14 protein-coding genes and 2 tRNA genes are annotated in these 17,162 nt (G+C 61.9%); 9 read left to right on the top strand and 7 right to left on the bottom strand.

Going from position 1 to position 17,162, the window contains the following annotated elements; translation table 11 throughout:
• Positions 1–93: 93 nt before the first annotated feature.
• The 3 genes from ACK3BK_RS19325 to ACK3BK_RS19335 all read right to left on the bottom strand — a co-directional run bounded on the left by ACK3BK_RS19325 (position 94) and on the right by ACK3BK_RS19335 (position 1,375).
• A complete protein-coding gene (locus ACK3BK_RS19325; RefSeq protein ID WP_063545878.1) occupies positions 94–312 on the bottom strand; it encodes an FmdB family zinc ribbon protein in 219 nt (72 codons plus the stop codon).
• Positions 313–404: 92 nt separating this feature from the next.
• Positions 405–722 carry a ribbon-helix-helix domain-containing protein gene (locus ACK3BK_RS19330; RefSeq protein ID WP_186667180.1) on the bottom strand — a complete coding sequence of 106 codons (318 nt, stop codon included), beginning with the start codon at positions 720–722 and terminating at the stop codon, positions 405–407.
• A 179-nt stretch (positions 723–901) separates the two neighbouring features.
• Positions 902–1,375 carry a Dps family protein gene (locus ACK3BK_RS19335; RefSeq protein ID WP_023381917.1) on the bottom strand — a complete coding sequence of 158 codons (474 nt, stop codon included), beginning with the start codon at positions 1,373–1,375 and terminating at the stop codon, positions 902–904.
• Positions 1,376–1,655: 280 nt separating this feature from the next.
• Between ACK3BK_RS19335 and ACK3BK_RS19340 the strand changes: the two genes are divergently transcribed.
• Positions 1,656–2,249 (top strand): cold-shock protein, encoded by a 594-nt coding sequence (locus ACK3BK_RS19340; protein ID WP_186667181.1) that lies wholly within the window; start codon positions 1,656–1,658, stop codon positions 2,247–2,249.
• 18 nt (positions 2,250–2,267) lie between these two features.
• On the opposite strand, the gene ACK3BK_RS19345 is transcribed toward ACK3BK_RS19340, so the two are convergent.
• Positions 2,268–2,474 (bottom strand): SlyX family protein, encoded by a 207-nt coding sequence (locus ACK3BK_RS19345; RefSeq protein WP_065862241.1) that lies wholly within the window; start codon positions 2,472–2,474, stop codon positions 2,268–2,270.
• 3 nt (positions 2,475–2,477) lie between these two features.
• Positions 2,478–2,897 carry an HIT family protein gene (locus tag ACK3BK_RS19350; protein ID WP_186667182.1) on the bottom strand — a complete coding sequence of 140 codons (420 nt, stop codon included), beginning with the start codon at positions 2,895–2,897 and terminating at the stop codon, positions 2,478–2,480.
• A 746-nt stretch (positions 2,898–3,643) separates the two neighbouring features.
• Between ACK3BK_RS19350 and ACK3BK_RS19355 the strand changes: the two genes are divergently transcribed.
• The 3 genes from ACK3BK_RS19355 (at position 3,644) to ACK3BK_RS19365 (ending at position 7,794) form a co-directional block, all read left to right on the top strand.
• Positions 3,644–4,945, top strand: a complete 1,302-nt coding sequence (locus tag ACK3BK_RS19355; RefSeq protein ID WP_186667183.1) for an OprD family porin — start codon at positions 3,644–3,646, stop codon at positions 4,943–4,945.
• Positions 4,946–5,104: 159 nt separating this feature from the next.
• Positions 5,105–6,820 (top strand): proline--tRNA ligase, encoded by a 1,716-nt coding sequence (locus tag ACK3BK_RS19360; RefSeq protein ID WP_186667184.1) that lies wholly within the window; start codon positions 5,105–5,107, stop codon positions 6,818–6,820.
• Positions 6,821–6,840: 20 nt separating this feature from the next.
• A complete protein-coding gene (locus tag ACK3BK_RS19365) occupies positions 6,841–7,794 on the top strand; it encodes a hypothetical protein (protein ID WP_186667185.1) in 954 nt (317 codons plus the stop codon).
• A 30-nt stretch (positions 7,795–7,824) separates the two neighbouring features.
• Here ACK3BK_RS19365 and dinB read toward each other — a convergent pair whose 3' ends face one another.
• On the bottom strand, positions 7,825–8,883 hold the full coding sequence (dinB, locus tag ACK3BK_RS19370; RefSeq protein WP_411384495.1) for a DNA polymerase IV: 1,059 nt from the start codon (positions 8,881–8,883) through the stop codon (positions 7,825–7,827).
• A gap of 250 nt (positions 8,884–9,133) precedes the next feature.
• Between dinB and ACK3BK_RS19375 the strand changes: the two genes are divergently transcribed.
• The 4 genes from ACK3BK_RS19375 to ACK3BK_RS19390 all read left to right on the top strand — a co-directional run bounded on the left by ACK3BK_RS19375 (position 9,134) and on the right by ACK3BK_RS19390 (position 13,581).
• Positions 9,134–9,210, top strand: a tRNA-Met gene (locus ACK3BK_RS19375).
• Positions 9,211–9,331: 121 nt separating this feature from the next.
• Positions 9,332–9,408: transfer RNA gene (locus ACK3BK_RS19380), tRNA-Met, on the top strand.
• Positions 9,409–9,646: 238 nt separating this feature from the next.
• Positions 9,647–12,289, top strand: a complete 2,643-nt coding sequence (gene mprF / locus ACK3BK_RS19385; RefSeq protein ID WP_411383104.1) for a bifunctional lysylphosphatidylglycerol flippase/synthetase MprF — start codon at positions 9,647–9,649, stop codon at positions 12,287–12,289.
• A complete protein-coding gene (locus tag ACK3BK_RS19390; protein ID WP_186711654.1) occupies positions 12,289–13,581 on the top strand; it encodes a virulence factor family protein in 1,293 nt (430 codons plus the stop codon). The genes mprF and ACK3BK_RS19390 overlap by 1 nt, the downstream gene beginning before the upstream one ends.
• A gap of 38 nt (positions 13,582–13,619) precedes the next feature.
• Here ACK3BK_RS19390 and ACK3BK_RS19395 read toward each other — a convergent pair whose 3' ends face one another.
• The gene (locus tag ACK3BK_RS19395) at positions 13,620–15,518 is read right to left on the bottom strand and encodes a potassium transporter Kup (RefSeq protein ID WP_186667188.1); all 1,899 of its coding nucleotides are present in this window, start codon (positions 15,516–15,518) and stop codon (positions 13,620–13,622) included.
• A 268-nt stretch (positions 15,519–15,786) separates the two neighbouring features.
• Between ACK3BK_RS19395 and rimO the strand changes: the two genes are divergently transcribed.
• Positions 15,787–17,118 carry a 30S ribosomal protein S12 methylthiotransferase RimO gene (gene rimO / locus ACK3BK_RS19400; protein WP_186711655.1) on the top strand — a complete coding sequence of 444 codons (1,332 nt, stop codon included), beginning with the start codon at positions 15,787–15,789 and terminating at the stop codon, positions 17,116–17,118.
• Positions 17,119–17,162 lie beyond the last annotated feature (44 nt).

Genomic DNA, 17,162 nt, shown 5'->3' on the forward strand with positions numbered 1-17,162 from the left:
ATCGTGGTTTCGCTTCTCGTGATTCGTGTATTCGGTGGAGGTCTTGTCCGCCCTGAGGGCTAATAGTGCAAGACCCTGTCGCTGCAATTCAACTCAGTCGGCCTTGTCGCCGGCCAGGTTCTTCTTCGCCCCGGTCTTGAAGTCGGTCTCGTACCAGCCATTGCCACTCAGGCGAAAGCCGGGTACCGACAACAGTTTTTTCAGGGCCGGCGCCTGGCATGCCGGACAATCGGTCAATGGCGCGGCGCTGATTTTCTGCAACACCTCCATGCGGTGGTCGCAGGAAGCACATTGATAGTCATAAAGGGGCATGGAAGTCTCTCGTCAACCACAACGCTGGCTGCCGGGGCAGCAAAAGGCGGGATTATATATGGTTAAGGAGTGCTGTGCAGCCCGCCCGGCGATCAGCGCGCACTTGGCGGATCAAGTAACCAGGCCACACAGATGACCCGAATCAGCCCACTGAAATTACGCACCCCTCCCTGGCGCAGGTGCACCTCCCGGTCAACGTAGGACAGCACAGCGCTCACCGAACAGTGATTGGCCTCGGCGATACGCTCCAGAATACGCCAGTAGACCGCCTCGAGCCGAAGGCAAGTGGCAAAACCATTGAGCCTTACCGACCGCGAGACCGGTACGATCTGCAACATGTCGAAATCACCTCTGAACGGATCATGACAATCCCTGCCTGGCCAACCGCCGTGCCTGTTTGCTTGCGCCATGGTACTGCTCCCTATTGCCGATCACTTCACGCCCTGAGCAAGAAGCTTCAGGGTGTTTCAATGAAGCGCCGTTCCGGCGTTACAGAGCAGCAGCAAGGGTTTCCCCATAATGAAAAAGCCCGGCATCGCTAGGCGATACCGGGCTCTATGACCAAGTCTGGCCGCAGGCCAGCGCATCATTATTTGCCGTCGAGCAGCACTCGCAGCATCCAGGCGGTCTTTTCGTGCACCTGCATGCGCTGGGTGAGCAGGTCGGCGGTCGGCTCGTCACTGACCTTGTCCACCACCGGGAAGATGCTGCGCGCCGTGCGCACCACCGCTTCTTGCCCCTGGACCAGCTGGCGGATCATCTCATCGGCAGCAGGCACCCCTTCTTCCTCCTTGATCGAGGAGTGACGCGCATAGAATGCATAGGAACCCGGCGCCGGGAACCCCAGCGCGCGAATACGTTCGGCGATCGAATCGACCGCCAGGGCCAACTCGTTGTACTGCTCCTCGAACATCAGGTGCAGGGTTCGGAACGACGGACCGGTGACGTTCCAGTGGAAGTTGTGGGTTTTCAGATACAGCACATAGGTGTCCGACAGCAGGCGGGACAACCCTTCGACGATGGACTTGCGATCTTCTTCGCTGATACCGATATCGATTGCCATGAATCTCCCCTTTCCATAAGGCTTGACGATCAAGCGGGCGAAAACACTGTACCAAGACTTGCAGGCAGCTGCATGTGACACAAGGCAACACATCGCCCGACCACCCCTGCGGTTTGAGAAGCCCCCGGCTTTGCTGTTAAATAGGCAGGGTGCCACCCGTGCGGACTGACAATGCCGGGTGCATAGGCTGAACAGTCACGTGATCGCGCTCTACACCTCATGCGCACCGTGCTGCCAGCTCTTCCGTGATCGGCCTTATCCATATATGTGAGCCAACCCAATGTTCAAGATCGTCCATCTGGTGACGGGCGTTGCGGCTTTGCTGCTGTCGTTCATACCCAGCCTCAGAACCGACGCCACACCCTTCCTGCAACAACCCGAAGCGGCCTACCTGGTATTCCTGGGCCTGCTCAACCTGGTCCTCGCACCGGTGGTACCGCTTTACTACCGCGGCGCGCGCCAGCAATTGCAACATCTGGCCAGCGCACTCCTGGTGCTGGCGGTGATCCTGCAAACCATCACCGTCCTCGCCCGCCCAGAGCTCGGCAGCTTGTCGGCCTTGCTCTGCGCGGCACTGGCAACGGCCCTGCACCTGGCTGCCGGCTTCGCCCGCAGCGGTCGCAAATCACGAGCCAGTCAGGTGGGCCAGCAAGATGCCAGCAAGCGCGATACCGGCACCGTGAAGTGGTTCAATACCTCGAAAGGCTTCGGATTCATCTCCCGCGACTCCGGCGATGACATCTTCGTGCACTTTCGCGCCATCCGCGGCGAAGGCCATCGCGTTCTGGTGGAAGGCCAGCGCGTGGAGTTCTCGGTAATGCACCGCGACAAAGGCCTGCAGGCCGAAGACGTGGTCGCGGTTTCACGCCGCTGATCACTCGCCTCCATCACCTCAATAATGAGGTGGTGGAGGCTCCTCCCCTCCGGCCTCGTATTGGCCGACCATCTCTTCATGACGCTTGATCAGTTCGGCGATCTGCAACTGCAGGCGCTCGATCACCCGGTTCTGACCGGCCACTTCGTCGCTGAGCGCCTGAAGGGTGTCATCCTGAAACGCCTGACGCATCTCCAGCTCGACGATTCTCGCTTCCAGTGACATGGCTCAGGCCTCCTCGAAACCTTCAAGCGCCAACCCACGCAGGCGCTGGCGGATTGCATCGACCTGCCCGTGCGCGTAGCCGAGCGCAGGCACCTTGCCCCACACTGGCGCAGGCCACGCCGCATCGCTGCGATGACGCACCACCACGTGCATATGCAACTGACTGACGACATTGCCCAGCGTGGCGACATTCATCTTGTCCGCCGTGAACTCACCCTTGAGCGCCTCGGCGAGCAAAGTGGTCTCTTTCCACAATTGCTGCTGGTCGGCCAGATCCAGATCAAAGAGCTCACTGACATCAGCACGGCGCGGCACCAGGATGAACCAGGGATAGTTGGCATCCTTGCTCAGCAAAAGACGGGACAACGGGAAATCCCCCAGCACCAGGGAATCCTGCTGCAGACGCGAATCCAGGACAAACACGGCAAACCTCCATCGACTGACACGACCCGACTCGAACGCGGGCAGAGCGCAAGGATACCTTGCTTGCAGAGCCCAAGACACGACCCACCGCCTTGCCTGGCGCCCCGAACGAGACGTACGTGCCACAAGCGGTAACACTGCGCTACTTTTCGCACCAAAATGAAGCAACGAAAAATACGCCTGTCACACCACCTCGGTACAAACTACTCAGCATCAACAGTCAGCGGTAACACCTTGACTTTCAAGCCAGCTTTATTTTGCAAACGATAATCAACATCGAGGAATACCATCAGACAACCTGAACCCCGTGTTTCCGGAGGTTTCAGGACGTTTTGAGAGCATTTGTGAAAAATTCATCAACGCTGATCGTTTTTGTGCACGCTTGTTGCATTCTTTTTACGCCAAGTCGGCACGGCACCTGCATTAGCCGGTGAACGCGACAAATAACAACAGCGACAAGGGATTCACCAGGGAGCTTCGAGCACGCACGTGTTCTTTACGGAATCGTGACGGCTTTGAAGCAGCGCTGGGGTGTACGGCCCGCCTGTAGCGGGACGTGATTTGCGACATGGAAATAGCCAAAAGCGACACGACCGTAAACTTACCGAAAGGTTCCGTTTTTCATGTCGCCAAGTACAGTCTGCGTGATATACATTTTCGCCGACATAAAAAGAAAGAGCTGCCCCATATAACTAAAACACTTGGGCGCAGCGGTACTCTTCCTAAAACCAAAGGAGCAAATCACGATGCGCGTGATGAAGTGGAGCATGATCGCCCTGGCTGTTGCAGCGGGGACTTCCGGACTGGCAGTTGCGTCGTCGCAGGATGAATCCAAAGGGTTCGTCGACGACAGCAAGCTCAACGTGAAGCTGCGTAACCTGTATTTCAGCCGTGACTTCCGCAACAACCCAAGCGACGAACAGAGCCGTCGCGCCGAGTGGGGCCAAGGCTTCATTGGCACTTTCGAATCCGGCTTCACCCAGGGCACCGTTGGTGTCGGCGTCGACGCCATCGGCCTGCTGGGCATCAAGCTCGACGGCGGTCGTGGCACCACCAACACCGGCCTGTTCCCTGTCGACTCCGAAGGTCGCCCGGAAGATTCCTATTCGAAAGGCTACGGTGCCGTCAAAGCACGCATCTCGAACACCGTCCTCAAGTTTGGCGGCCAGTTCACCTCGCTGCCAGTCTTCGCCACTGATGATAGCCGCCTGCTACCGGAAGCCGCCGAAGGCTTCCTGCTGACCAGCAAGGAAATCGAAGGCCTGGAGCTGAACGCCGGTCACTTCACCCGTCTGGACGCACAAGCCCAGAGCTACAAGGACAGCATCGGCGGTCGCAACAACCTCGGCATCAAGAACCCAGGCCTGACCGAAGCCAACGTCTTCGGTGGCACCTATGCCGTGACCGACGGTCTGAGCACCAGCCTCTACTATTCCAAAGTCGAAGACTACTGGCGTAAATACTACGCCAACGTCAACTGGGCACTGCCGCTGTCCGACAAACAAGGCCTGGTATTCGACTTCAACATCTATGACACCAAGAGCGATGGCGAAGGCAAGGTACGCGCCTTCGATGGCGACAAACTGGACAACCGTGCATTCAGCCTGTCCGGCGCCTACAACGTTGGCGCTCACACCTTCACCCTGGCCTACCAGAAGGTCACCGGTGACGGCGACTACGCCTACGGCGTAGACGGCGGCGGCACCATCTTCCTCGCCAACTCCATCGCCCGCTCCGACTTCAACGCCGAAGGCGAGAAGTCCTGGCAGGCTCGCTACGACCTGAACTTCGCCGAGTACGGCATTCCGGGCCTGACCTTCATGACCCGCTACGCCCGTGGTACCGGTGCTCACGTCGAAGGCACCACCAACGGCAAGGAATGGGAACGCGACATCGACGTCAAGTACGTCCTGCAGGAAGGTCCTGCGAAAGACCTGAGCTTCCGCGTACGCCAAGCAACCTACCGCTCCAGCGACGGCGTCTACTACGGCTCCGCATCGATCGACGAACTGCGTCTGATCGTGGAGTACCCGCTGAGCATCCTGTAAGCCCCGGCTTGCAATGCCCCGCACCTGAAGAAGCCCGGCATCTGCCGGGCTTTTTCTTGGCTGACAAGCCGAGCGCCCTGGGGCATCCTGTACGCTTTCGTCTCGCCCCCGTACAATGCGGGGTCATTTCAAACATTCAGGCAATCGACACGGCTTCCCATGCGCACCAGTCAATATTTGCTCGCCACCCAGAAAGAAACCCCGGCAGACGCCGTTGTCATCAGCCACCAGCTGATGCTGCGCGCCGGCATGATCCGCAAGCTGGCCTCCGGCCTGTACACCTGGCTGCCGATGGGCCTGCGAGTCATGCGCAAGGTCGAGAACGTGGTGCGCGAAGAAATGAACGCCGCCGGTGCCCTTGAAGTGCTGATGCCAAGCATCCAGCCAGCAGAGCTGTGGCAGGAATCCGGGCGCTGGGAGCAATACGGCCCTGAGCTGCTGCGCCTGAAAGATCGCCATGACCGCGATTTCTGCGTCGGCCCGACTCACGAAGAAGTGATCACCGACCTGGCACGCAACGAGCTGTCCAGCTATAAACAGCTGCCGCTGAACATGTACCAGATCCAGACCAAGTTCCGTGACGAGATCCGTCCGCGCTTTGGCCTGATGCGCGGCCGCGAGTTCATCATGAAGGACGCCTACTCCTTCCATGCCGACCAGGCTTCCCTGCAGGAAACCTACGACCGCATGCACCAGGCGTACTCCAACATCTTTACCCGCCTGGGCCTGGACTTCCGTCCGGTGCAGGCCGATACCGGTTCGATCGGTGGCAGCTACTCCCACGAATTCCACGTCCTGGCCTCTTCCGGCGAAGACGACGTGATCTTCAGCGACACCTCCGACTACGCCGCCAACATCGAGAAAGCCGAAGCGATTCCACGGGAAACCGTGCGTCCGGCGCCAACCGAAGAACTGCGCCTGGTCGACACGCCAAACGCCAAGACCATCGCCGAACTGGTCGAGAACCACGGCCTGGCGATCGAGAAGACCGTCAAGACCCTGATCGTGCATGGCGCCGAGGAAGGCAAGCTGGTCGCCCTGATCGTGCGTGGCGACCACGAGCTGAACGAAATCAAGGCCGCCAAGCTGGAGCAGGTTGCCGACCCGCTGGTCATGGCCAGCGACGCCGAGCTGCGGGCGGCCATCGGTGCCGGCGCTGGCTCGCTCGGCCCGCTGAACCTGCCGCTGGAATGCGTCATCGACCGCTCGGTCGCCCTGATGAGCGACTTCGGCATCGGCGCCAACATCGACGACAAGCACTACTTCGGCGTGAACTGGGAGCGTGACCTGCCAGTGCCACAGGTCGCCGACCTGCGCAACGTCGTCGCCGGCGATCCGAGCCCAGACGGCCAGGGCACGCTGGTCATCAAGCGCGGCATCGAGGTGGGCCACATCTTCCAGCTCGGCACCAAGTACAGCGAAGCGCTCAAGTGCCAGGTACTGGGCGAGAACGGCAAGCCGGTAGTGCTGTCCATGGGCTGCTACGGTATCGGCGTATCCCGTGTGGTTGCCGCCGCCATCGAGCAGAGCCATGACGACAAGGGCATCATCTGGAACGACGCCCTGGCGCCCTTCCAGATCGCCCTCGTACCATTGCGCTACGAGACCGACGCCGTGCGCGAGGCAACCGACAAGCTCTACGCCGAGCTGACCGCCGCAGGCTACGAAGTGCTGCTGGACGACCGTGACAAGAAGACCAGCCCCGGCATCAAGTTCGCCGACATGGAACTGATCGGCATCCCGCACCGTATCGTCGTCAGCGACCGCGGCCTGGCCGAAGGCAACCTGGAGTACAAGCACCGCACCGAACAGGATGCCCAGCCTCTGCCGCTCAACGAAGTGCTGACCTTCCTGCAGGCCCGCATCCGCCGCTGACCACCAATGCACGAGTGAACATGTCCAAGCGAAGTACCTTTACCCTGGGGGGCGCCGCGCTCTGCGGCGCCCTGTTCCTCAGCGGCTGCGCCAACCAGATGTCCCAGCGCAGCGAGCACGAGGAACGTGTCGAGCGCAAGTTGCTCGAGCACAGTCTGCAGATCGACGTCGGCGAGCCCAAGGTGATGGAGCTTCCGCAACGACGTGTTCGCATCAATGAACAGCGACGTTTCGAGGTCACCGAGTTCGAAGTCACACGGCGCTATGACCGCTACACGCCCTACCAGCCTTGGCGGGAGATCTACGAGATCCCACTGGGTGCGGTGGCGGTAGTCGCGGGCATCGGCGCCAACGTGGTCAACGTGATCACCTTCGACAGCCTGCCGCAGAGCATGACCCACGACTGGCTGAGCTACGGTCTGGCCGGGCTCAACCCGTTCATGAACGTGCAGTCCAACGGTCGCGCGCAGCAGAACCTCGCAGGCATCAGCGAGATCCAGAAGGACAAGCGCGAGGAGTTCACCAGCCTGCCGTGGAGCGAACGCCTGGTCGAGGTCAAGGCCGGCAAGATGACCCACGAGCTGACCACCGACAAGCATGGCGTGCTGCGCCTGAACCTGCTCGACAGCCCGTTCTCGGAGCAGAACCTCAACCACATCGGCACCCTGCACCTGGCAGCGGTCGATGAGGACAACGGCATCCGTGGCGATGCCAGCCTGCTGGTAAGCGGCAACCTGCGCAACAAGCTGCTGGAAGCCCACGAATTGATCTTCGACGACCTTGAGGACGATGACGTCGGCCAGTGGGTGCATCGGGTCAAGCGCCTCTCGGAGCTGGGCCTTGAGGAGGAAGCCAGCGAGCTGGAACAGAGCCTGATCGAGCTGACACGCAACGATCCGGAACTGCAGCAGGAGTTTCTCAAGACGCTGACCAAGGAAACCGGCCGATTGGTCGCTGACCCTGGCGAGCGGTAAAAAGAAAGGGGCGCAATGCGCCCCTTTCTTTTATTGAGCAGGAAACAGCTCCAACTGCTCATGCGCTCCGCGCAGATCCCGCAACCTTACCCCTACCCCCAGCAATCTCACCGGCTTGGCGCCACGAGCAAAGGCCTGACTGAGCAACTGCCGGTAGCTTTCCAAGCCCCTCCCCGCCCCTGCTTGTTCCAGCGTGGTCTGGCTGAAGTCATGGAACTTGACCTTGACGAAAGGCTTGTCCGGCTTATAACTGCTGTCCATCCGCGAAATTCGTTCATTGAGACTGTTGAGCAGCTCAGGAATCTTTTCCAGGCAACTGGCCAGATCAGGCAGATCGTTGTCGTAGGTGTTCTCAACACTGACCGACTGACGCCGGCTGTCGGTCTGTACGATTCGTTCGTCGATGCCATGGGCGAGCCCCCACAGCCGCTCACCGAAACTACCGAACTCACGCACCAGGCTCAGGCGCGACCACTCGCGCAACGACTGGCAGGTGTCGATACCAAGCCTTGAAAGCTTGTCGGCAGTCACCTTGCCCACCCCATGCAGGCGCGCCACCGGCAGTGCGGCAACGAACTCATCGACCTGATCGGGCCTGACCACGAACAATCCATTGGGCTTGCGCCAGTCGCTGGCGATCTTGGCCAGGAACTTGTTTGGCGCGACTCCAGCGGAAACGGTGATGTGCAAGGTCTGTGCGACGCGCCGGCGAATATCCTCGGCAATACGCGTGGCGCTGCCGGAGAACCATTGACTGTCTGTCACATCCAGATAGGCCTCATCCAGCGACAAGGGCTCGATCAGGTCGGTGTAGTCGCGAAAGATCGTGTGGATTTCCCGCGAAGCCTCGCGATAGGCCTCGAAGCGCGGCTTGACGATCAACAGGTCCGGGCACAGTTTCATGGCATGGCCCGACGACATCGCCGAGCGCACCCCATAGGCCCTCGCTTCATAGTTGCAGGTGGCGATCACCCCACGCTGACCGGGCTGACCGCCAACAGCCATCGGTCGCCCCGCCAGCCGGGGGTCGTCACGCATCTCGATCGCGGCATAAAAACAGTCACAATCAATGTGGATGATCTTGCGCAGGGACATGGATGACCGTCAGCACTGTAAATTCATACAGATATTACAGCACGACACCCGATATTCGTCAGCCCTGCTGCACCGCTGCCAGGATGATCGGCATTATCACCGCCTGCCACTCAAAACACGCCACAACCCGCGTCGTGGCTGAGGCCAAGACTATTCCAGCGACGCTAAGGGATTGAACAAAAAAGGTTTTTTGAAGATAACGCTTGACTCGCTGAAGGATCTGCGTAGAATTCGATTCCACAGGCGCGGGATGGAGCAGCCTGGTAGCTCGTCGGGCTCATAACCCGAAGGTCGTCGGTTCAAATCCGGCTCCCGCAACCAGATTCGAGAAGAGGCCACTGTTCACACAGTGGCCTTTTTCTTTGCCCTCGAAAAAACTCGAAAAAAATCAACGATTAACACTTGACACTCAATCGTTAATCCGTAGAATGCGCACCACTGACGCGGGATGGAGCAGCCTGGTAGCTCGTCGGGCTCATAACCCGAAGGTCGTCGGTTCAAATCCGGCTCCCGCAACCATATTCGTCAGAACAGGCCCCGCCTATCCCAGGATAGTGCGGGGCTTGTTGCGTTTGTCCCTGGAAAAAACCTGTCGTACGCGCTTTGCCATTTGTCTGGCACCTCAATGAACTAACTTTAACTAACCTGAAACGGATAAACCTACTCCACCCGGAGTACTATCTGGACACGTTTTCCAAAGGGACTTTCACTTGGCCGCACGTCTCCTCCCCCTCGCGCTCGCCGCACGAGGTATTTCATGACCTCCCGCTCTCCAGACTCCCAGGCCCCTATCACTGCTGCCCTGCCTGCGGCAGCACAGCGTCTGCCGTGGCTCGAACGCCTCAGCAAATACCGCCAGCCCATCGGCCTGGCGATAACCCTGTTGTTGTTCGCCATGGCGCTGATCGCCTGCCGACACCTGCTGAGCGAGTTGGACATCTATGCCTTGCATGACGCCATGCTCAGCGTGCCCAAGCAGGCGCTGCTAGGTGCGTTACTGGCCACTGTGGCAGGCTTCGTGACCCTGCTGGGGTACGAGTGGTCCGCGGCCCGCTATGCAGGCGTCAAGCTACCACCCCGCACCCTGATGCTGGGCGGTTTCAGTGCATTCGCCATCGGCAATGCCATCGGGCTGTCAATGCTCTCCGGTGGCTCGGTGCGCTATCGCCTGTACGCGCGCAAGGGGCTGGGGGCTGCGGAAGTCGCACGGATGACCGTGTTCGCCAGCCTCTCCCTAGGCTGCGCATTGCCTCCGCTGGCAGCAGTGGCCACCTTGAGCGACCTCACCTCGGCCTCCACCGCATTGCGTATGTCCCCGGTACTGCTGGGCAGCATCGCCACCGCGGTGTTGCTGGCCTGCGCCGTCCTGGCGGTGGGGCTCTATCGTCGCCGCGCTGCCGAGCAGCCCCTGGCCGACAATCTGCTGGTGCAGGTCGGACGCCGCACCCTGCGCCTGCCCAGTGCACGCCTGACCGCCCTGCAACTGGTCATCACCGCACTGGACGTTGCCGCCGCCGCCACGGTGCTTTACCTGCTGTTGCCCGAAGCCCCGCCATTCGGTGCTTTCGTTCTGGTCTACCTGCTGGCCCTCGCGGCGGGTGTACTCAGCCATGTGCCCGGCGGTGTCGGTGTGTTCGAAGCGATCCTCCTCGCGGCCTTCGCCAACGAACTGGGCGCCGCCCCACTGGCCGCGGCGCTGCTGCTGTATCGCCTGATCTACGTCGTGCTGCCGTTGCTGGTGGCCTGCGTTCTGCTGTTGGTCAACGAAGCCCGCCGCCTGCTGTTCGCCCAACAGGCGATCAAGGCAGCGTCCGGGCTCGCCGCTCCCGTGCTGGCGATCCTGGTGTTTCTGTCCGGCGTGGTGCTGTTGTTTTCCGGCGTGACCCCGGAGATCGACAGCCGCCTGGAGCACATGGGCTTTCTCATCCCGCATCGCCTGATCGACGCCTCGCACTTCGGCGCAAGCCTGATTGGCGTCCTCTGCCTGCTGCTGGCACAAGGCCTGCGTCGCCGCCTGTCGGCGGCCTGGCTGCTGACCACGGTGTTGCTGCTGACGGGCGCACTGCTGTCGCTGCTCAAGGGCTTCGACTGGGAAGAGGCGTCGATGATGATCTTCACCACCGCCCTGCTGGCCCTGTTCCGGCGCTCGTTCTATCGCCCCAGCCGCCTGCTGGAGCTGCCGTTCTCGCCGATCTACCTGGTAGCCAGCGCGTGCGTGGTCGGTGCCTCGGTATGGCTGCTGCTGTTCGCCTATCAGGACGTCCCCTACAGCCACAAACTGTGGTGGCAATTCACCCTCGACGCCGATGCTCCGCGCGGCCTGCGCGCTGCACTGGGCAGTGCAGTACTGCTGGTGATCGTCGCCCTGACCTGGCTGCTGCGCACCGCGCGCCCGGTGATTCACCTGCCGAGCGAAGACGAACTGCAGCGCGCCAACCGCATTCTGCTGGCGTCCGATCAGCCCGACGGTGGCCTGGCCCTGACCGGTGACAAGGCGCTGCTGTTCCACCCCAACGACAACGCCTTCCTCATGTATGCCCGTCGCGGCCGCAGCCTGGTCGCCTTGTACGACCCGATCGGCCCGGCACAGGAGCGTGCCGAGATGATCTGGCAGTTCCGCGACCTCTGCGACCTGCACCATGCCCGCCCGGTGTTCTACCAGGTGCGCGCGGAAAACCTGCCGTTCTACATGGACATCGGCCTGACCGCGATCAAGCTTGGCGAAGAGGCGCGGGTCGACCTGCGCCGCTTCGACCTCGAAGCCAAGGGCAAGGAGATGAAGGACCTGCGCTACACCTGGAACCGCGGCGGCCGTGACGGCCTGACACTGGAAGTCCACGAACCCGGGCATGCGCCCTTGCAAGAGCTCCGGGAAATCTCCGACGCCTGGCTGGCCGGCAAGAACGTGCGCGAAAAAGGTTTCTCGTTGGGCCGCTTCAGCCCGGAGTACCTGCAACATTTCCGTATCGCACTGATCCGCTTCCAGGGCCGTCCGGTGGCCTTCGCCAACCTGCTGGAAACCCACAGCAACGAACTGGCCAGCCTGGACCTGATGCGCGCACACCCCGAGGCACCGAAGCTGACCATGGAATTCATGATGCTCGGCCTCATCCTGCATTACAAAAGCCACGACTATGCCCGCTTCAGCCTGGGCATGGTGCCGCTTTCCGGCCTGCAACCGCGTCGCGGCGCACCGCTGACCCAACGCTTGGGCTCGATGGTGTTCCAGCGCGGCGAGCAGCTCTACAACTTCCAGGGCCTGCGGCGCTTCAAGGACAAGTTCCAGCCGGACTGGGAACCCCGTTACATGGCTGTGCCAGCCGGGCTGGACCCCCTGGTTGCACTGGCTGATACTGCCGCCCTGATTGCTGGCGGCCTGACTGGATTGGTGAAACGCTGATGACTCGACGTTACTGGTTGTACCTGCTGATCCCCCTGCTGCTCGCCGTGCTGGCTGGCGGCGGGGCCTTCTGGCTGTGGACCCGCCCTGCCCCCGAAGCCCGTATCGAGCACTTCACGCTGGACGATGGCAGTAACCTGACCCGGGTCACACCCGGCGTACGCGCCAAGACCCTGGTGGCAGTTGGCGTGCCCCATGATCAGGCACTGACCGACAAGCAACTGCTGGACCTCAGCCAGGCCGGTGAGGCTCAACTGGTGCAGGTGATCCTGCCGACCGGCGACTGCAGCAAGCAGCAGGTGGCGCTGGACCAGGCCATGGGCAAGCTCTCCGGCAAGCCGACCCTGGTTGCCGGCATCGGGCCAGGCGCCTCGCAGGCCTGGCGCTGGCTGGCCGGGCAGAACGACGACAAGGCCCGGGCCATCTCGGTCGACTTCAACCTCGAACAGCCAGACTGCAAGGTCGAGCTGCCCAAAACCGCTGCCCACGGTCACTGGAACGTGGCCTGGAACGACAACCCCGACGATGCCAGCGCTGCCTTCGTGCGCGACCAGGCCAACGCCGAAACCAGCATCAGCGACTATGACATTCACCTGCCGCAGGTGCTCAAGGCCCAACTGACCCAGGCCCTGGTCGGTCGCGACGGTAACGCCCTGGCGATTCCCGTGGTGGAAGTGCCAGCCGGCCAGACCACCGACACCGTCACCCTGTTCCTCTCCGGTGACGGCGGCTGGCGCGACCTGGACCGCGACGTGGCGGGCGAGATGGCCAAGCTCGGCTACCCGGTGGTCGGCATCGACACCCTGCGCTACTACTGGCAGCACAAGACGCCTGAACAGAGCGCTGCCGACCTGTCGGAGCTGATGCAGCACTATCGTCAGAAATGGGGCACCAAGCGCTTCGTGCTGACCGGCTATTCGTTCGGTGCCGATGTCCTGCCGGCCATCTACAATCGCCTGCCGGAAGCCGACCAGAAGCGCATCGACGCGGTGATCCTGCTGGCCTTCGCCCGCAGTGGCAGCTTCGAGATCGAAGTGGAAGGCTGGCTGGGCAAGGAAGGCCAGGAGGCCCCGACCGGGCCGGAGATGGCCAAGCTGCCTGCCGCCAAGGTGGTGTGCATCTATGGTGTGGAAGAAACCGACGAGAGCGGCTGCACCGACAAGACGGCCGTCGGCGAGCGCATGAAGCTGCCAGGCGGCCATCACTTCGACGAGAACTACCCGGCGCTGGCCAAGCGCCTGATCGGTGAGATCGAAACCCGTCAGGGCAAGTCGAACGTCGCAGAGCAGTAAGAACAACAAGGGCCGCAATGCGGCCCTTGTTATTTGAGTCAGATCTCGACCTGGGTTCCCAGCTCGATCACTCGGTTCAGCGGCAGGTTGAAGAAGCGCAGGTTGCCGTTGGCATTCTTCAGCAGGAACGCGAACAGGTTCCCGCGCCAGCGCGACATGCCTTCCAGGCGCGAGGCGATCACCGTCTCGCGGCTGAGGAAGTAGGTGGTGCGCATTGGGCTGAAATCCAGCTCTTCCAGATGGCACAGCCGCAGTGCCGCGGGTACGTCCGGTTCATCCATGAAGCCAAAGTGCAGCAATACGCGGAAGAACCCGTCGCCATAGGCCTCGACCTCGAAACGCTCCGACTCCGGCACCCGCGGCCGATCCTCGCTGACCACCGTCAACAGTACGACCTGGCTGTGCAGCACCTGGTTGTGCAGCATGTTGTGCAACAACGCATGGGGCACCGCATCGGCACGCGCCGTGAGGAACACTGCTGTCCCCTCGACACGATGCGGTGGCTGCACACGAATGCTGCTGATGAACACCGGCAACGGCAGCCCCCCCTCATCGATACGCTCGACGAGAATCTGCTTGCCACGCTTCCAGGTGCTCATCAGCACGAACAAGACGATCCCCGCCAGTACCGGGAAAGCACCACCCTGCACGATCTTCGGCACGTTGGCGGCGAAGAACAGCCCGTCCACCAACAGGAACCCCACCAGCAGCGGGACTGCCAGCACCGGTGGCCACTTCCACAGCAGCAGCATCACTGCGGCGACCAGGATAGTGGTCATGAGCATGGTGCCGGTCACCGCCACCCCATAGGCCGCCGCCAGGGCACCGGAAGACTCGAAGCCAATCACCAGCAGCACGACGCCGACCATCAGGGTCCAGTTCACTGCACCGATGTAGATCTGCCCCTGCTCGTCACTGGAGGTGTGCTGGATCTGCATGCGCGGCACGTAGCCCAGCTGGATGGCCTGGCGGGTCAGGGAGAAGGCACCGGAAATCACCGCCTGGGAGGCGATCACCGTGGCCATGGTCGCCAGCCCCACCAGCGGCAGCAGTGCCCAGCTTGGTGCCAGCAGATAGAAGGGGTTGCGCGCAGCCTCGGGGTTTTGCAACAGCATCGCGCCCTGGCCGAAGTAGTTGAGCACCAACGCTGGCAGCACCAGGGCAAACCAGGCACGGGCGATCGGCTTGCGCCCGAAGTGGCCCATATCGGCGTACAGCGCCTCGGCGCCGGTCAGCGCAAGCACCACCGCACCGAGAATCGCCACGCCCATTCCGGGATGGACGATGAAGAAGTTCAACGCCCACCCGGGATTGAACGCCTTGAGCACTTCCGGGCTCTGCTGGATGCCATGCACCCCGAGCGCAGCCAGCACGAGGAACCAGGCAACCATGATCGGGCCAAAGGCCTTGCCGATCTTCTCGGTGCCATGCTTCTGCACCAGAAACAGTACCACCAGCACTACCAGCGAGATCGGCACCACCCAGTGGTCGATGCCATCGAACGCCAGCCCCATGCCCTCGACCGCCGACAGCACCGAGACTGCCGGGGTGATCATGCTGTCGCCATAGAACAGCGAGGCGCCGACCAGCCCACAGCCGACCATCAGCATGCGCAGCCGCGGATGCCCCGCCGTGGCACGCCGCGCCAGCGCGGTGAGCGCCATGGTGCCGCCCTCGCCCTGGTTGTCGGCGCGCAGGATGAACATCACGTACTTGAACGACACGACCCACAGCAGCGACCAGAGAATCAGCGACAGGATGCCCAGCACCCCGTCGTGGTCGACCTGTACGCCATAACCGCCGGTAAAGACTTCCTTAAGGGTATACAACGGGCTGGTGCCGATATCGCCATAGACCACCCCCACAGCTGCCACCAGCAGGCCCAAAGGGCGTGCCGCCCCATGCCCGCCCTCGGCGTGACTGCTTGCCTGAACCATCGACCACTCCCGCAGACGGCCCTTCGGGGCCGATAGTATTCGCACCGGACGGCATGCTCGCAGCGCCCGGACCGCTGTCGTCATCCGGCTATCATTGCTACCCGGACACAACGGCGCGAAGCATAGCGCAGCGCTCGTCGCTTTTCTGCTGGTCAAGCGACCTTGCGCTCGCTAGAATTGCGCACTTTTTGATCAGAGGCGCCAAAAACGCCCGCCCGGATCACGCCGCCACTGGCAGGCGCGACCTGTTTCAATACCGAGGTTAGTCATGTCCACCACTCCCGCCACGCCGAAGGTCGGCTTTGTCTCCCTGGGCTGCCCAAAAGCCCTGGTCGACTCCGAGCGCATCCTCACCCAACTGCGCATGGAAGGCTATGAAGTCGTTCCGACCTACGAAGACGCCGACGTGGTGGTGGTCAACACCTGCGGCTTCATCGACAGTGCCAAGGCCGAGTCGCTGGAAGTGATCGGCGAAGCGATCAAGGAAAACGGCAAGGTCATCGTCACCGGCTGCATGGGTGTCGAGGAAGGCGCCATCCGTGACGTGCACCCCAGCGTGCTGTCGGTCACCGGCCCACAGCAGTACGAGCAGGTGGTCAATGCCGTGCACGAGGTGGTGCCACCGCGCCAGGACCACAACCCACTGATCGACCTGGTGCCGCCGCAGGGCGTCAAGCTGACCCCGCGCCACTACGCCTACCTGAAGATTTCCGAAGGCTGCAACCACAGTTGCAGCTTCTGCATCATCCCGTCGATGCGCGGCAAGCTGGTCAGCCGTCCGGTCGGCGAAGTGCTGAGCGAGGCCGAGCGCCTGGTCAAGGCTGGCGTCAAGGAGATCCTGGTGATTTCCCAGGACACCAGCGCCTATGGCGTCGACGTCAAGTACAAGACCGACTTCTGGAACGGTCGCCCGGTCAAGACCCGCATGCTCGAGCTGTGCGAAGCCCTGAGCAGCCTGGGCGCCTGGGTGCGCCTGCACTATGTCTACCCCTACCCCAACGTCGATGACGTGATCCCGCTGATGGCCGCCGGCAAGATCCTGCCGTACCTGGACATCCCGTTCCAGCACGCCAGCCCCAAGGTGCTCAAGGCCATGAAACGCCCGGCCTTCGAGGACCGTACCCTGGCGCGCATCAAGAACTGGCGCGAGCAGTGCCCGGAACTGGTGATCCGCTCGACCTTCATCGTCGGCTTCCCCGGCGAGACCGAAGAAGACTTCCAATACCTGCTCGACTGGCTGACCGAAGCCCAGCTCGACCGCGTCGGCTGCTTCCAGTACTCGCCGGTCGAAGGCGCCCCAGCCAACGACATGGGCCTGGAAGAAGTCCCGGATGACGTCAAGCAGGATCGCTGGGACCGTTTCATGGCCCACCAGCAGGCGATCAGCAGCGCACGCCTGCAACTGCGTATCGGCAAGGAGATCGAGGTACTGATCGACGAAGTCGAGGAGCAGGGTTCGGTAGGCCGCAGCTTCTTCGACGCGCCGGAAATCGACGGCAGCGTTTTCATCGACGGTGACCACGGCTTCAAGCCGGGCGACAAGGTACGTTGCCGTATTGTCGATGCCGACGAATACGACATGTGGGCCGAACCGGTCTGATCGAGACGCAAGCCCCGCCCCTTCGCGGCCACACGCCGAGAAGG

This window comes from Pseudomonas sp. L7 (assembly GCF_046605565.1).
GTDB lineage: Bacteria > Pseudomonadota > Gammaproteobacteria > Pseudomonadales > Pseudomonadaceae > Aquipseudomonas > Aquipseudomonas wayambapalatensis.

What these genes read in the sequence shown, in the direction of transcription:
- ACK3BK_RS19365 (WP_186667185.1), top strand. Translation starts at nt 6,841, where the DNA reads ATGTCCAAGCGAAGTACCTTTACCCTGGGGGGCGCCGCGCTCTGCGGC.
- mprF (WP_411383104.1), top strand. Translation starts at nt 9,647, where the DNA reads ATGACCTCCCGCTCTCCAGACTCCCAGGCCCCTATCACTGCTGCCCTG.
- ACK3BK_RS19360 (WP_186667184.1), top strand. Translation starts at nt 5,105, where the DNA reads ATGCGCACCAGTCAATATTTGCTCGCCACCCAGAAAGAAACCCCGGCA.
- rimO (WP_186711655.1), top strand. Translation starts at nt 15,787, where the DNA reads ATGTCCACCACTCCCGCCACGCCGAAGGTCGGCTTTGTCTCCCTGGGC.
- ACK3BK_RS19330 (WP_186667180.1), bottom strand. Translation starts at nt 722, where the DNA reads ATGGCGCAAGCAAACAGGCACGGCGGTTGGCCAGGCAGGGATTGTCAT.
- ACK3BK_RS19355 (WP_186667183.1), top strand. Translation starts at nt 3,644, where the DNA reads ATGCGCGTGATGAAGTGGAGCATGATCGCCCTGGCTGTTGCAGCGGGG.
- ACK3BK_RS19340 (WP_186667181.1), top strand. Translation starts at nt 1,656, where the DNA reads ATGTTCAAGATCGTCCATCTGGTGACGGGCGTTGCGGCTTTGCTGCTG.
- ACK3BK_RS19335 (WP_023381917.1), bottom strand. Translation starts at nt 1,375, where the DNA reads ATGGCAATCGATATCGGTATCAGCGAAGAAGATCGCAAGTCCATCGTC.
- ACK3BK_RS19390 (WP_186711654.1), top strand. Translation starts at nt 12,289, where the DNA reads ATGACTCGACGTTACTGGTTGTACCTGCTGATCCCCCTGCTGCTCGCC.
- ACK3BK_RS19395 (WP_186667188.1), bottom strand. Translation starts at nt 15,518, where the DNA reads ATGGTTCAGGCAAGCAGTCACGCCGAGGGCGGGCATGGGGCGGCACGC.
- ACK3BK_RS19325 (WP_063545878.1), bottom strand. Translation starts at nt 312, where the DNA reads ATGCCCCTTTATGACTATCAATGTGCTTCCTGCGACCACCGCATGGAG.
- ACK3BK_RS19345 (WP_065862241.1), bottom strand. Translation starts at nt 2,474, where the DNA reads ATGTCACTGGAAGCGAGAATCGTCGAGCTGGAGATGCGTCAGGCGTTT.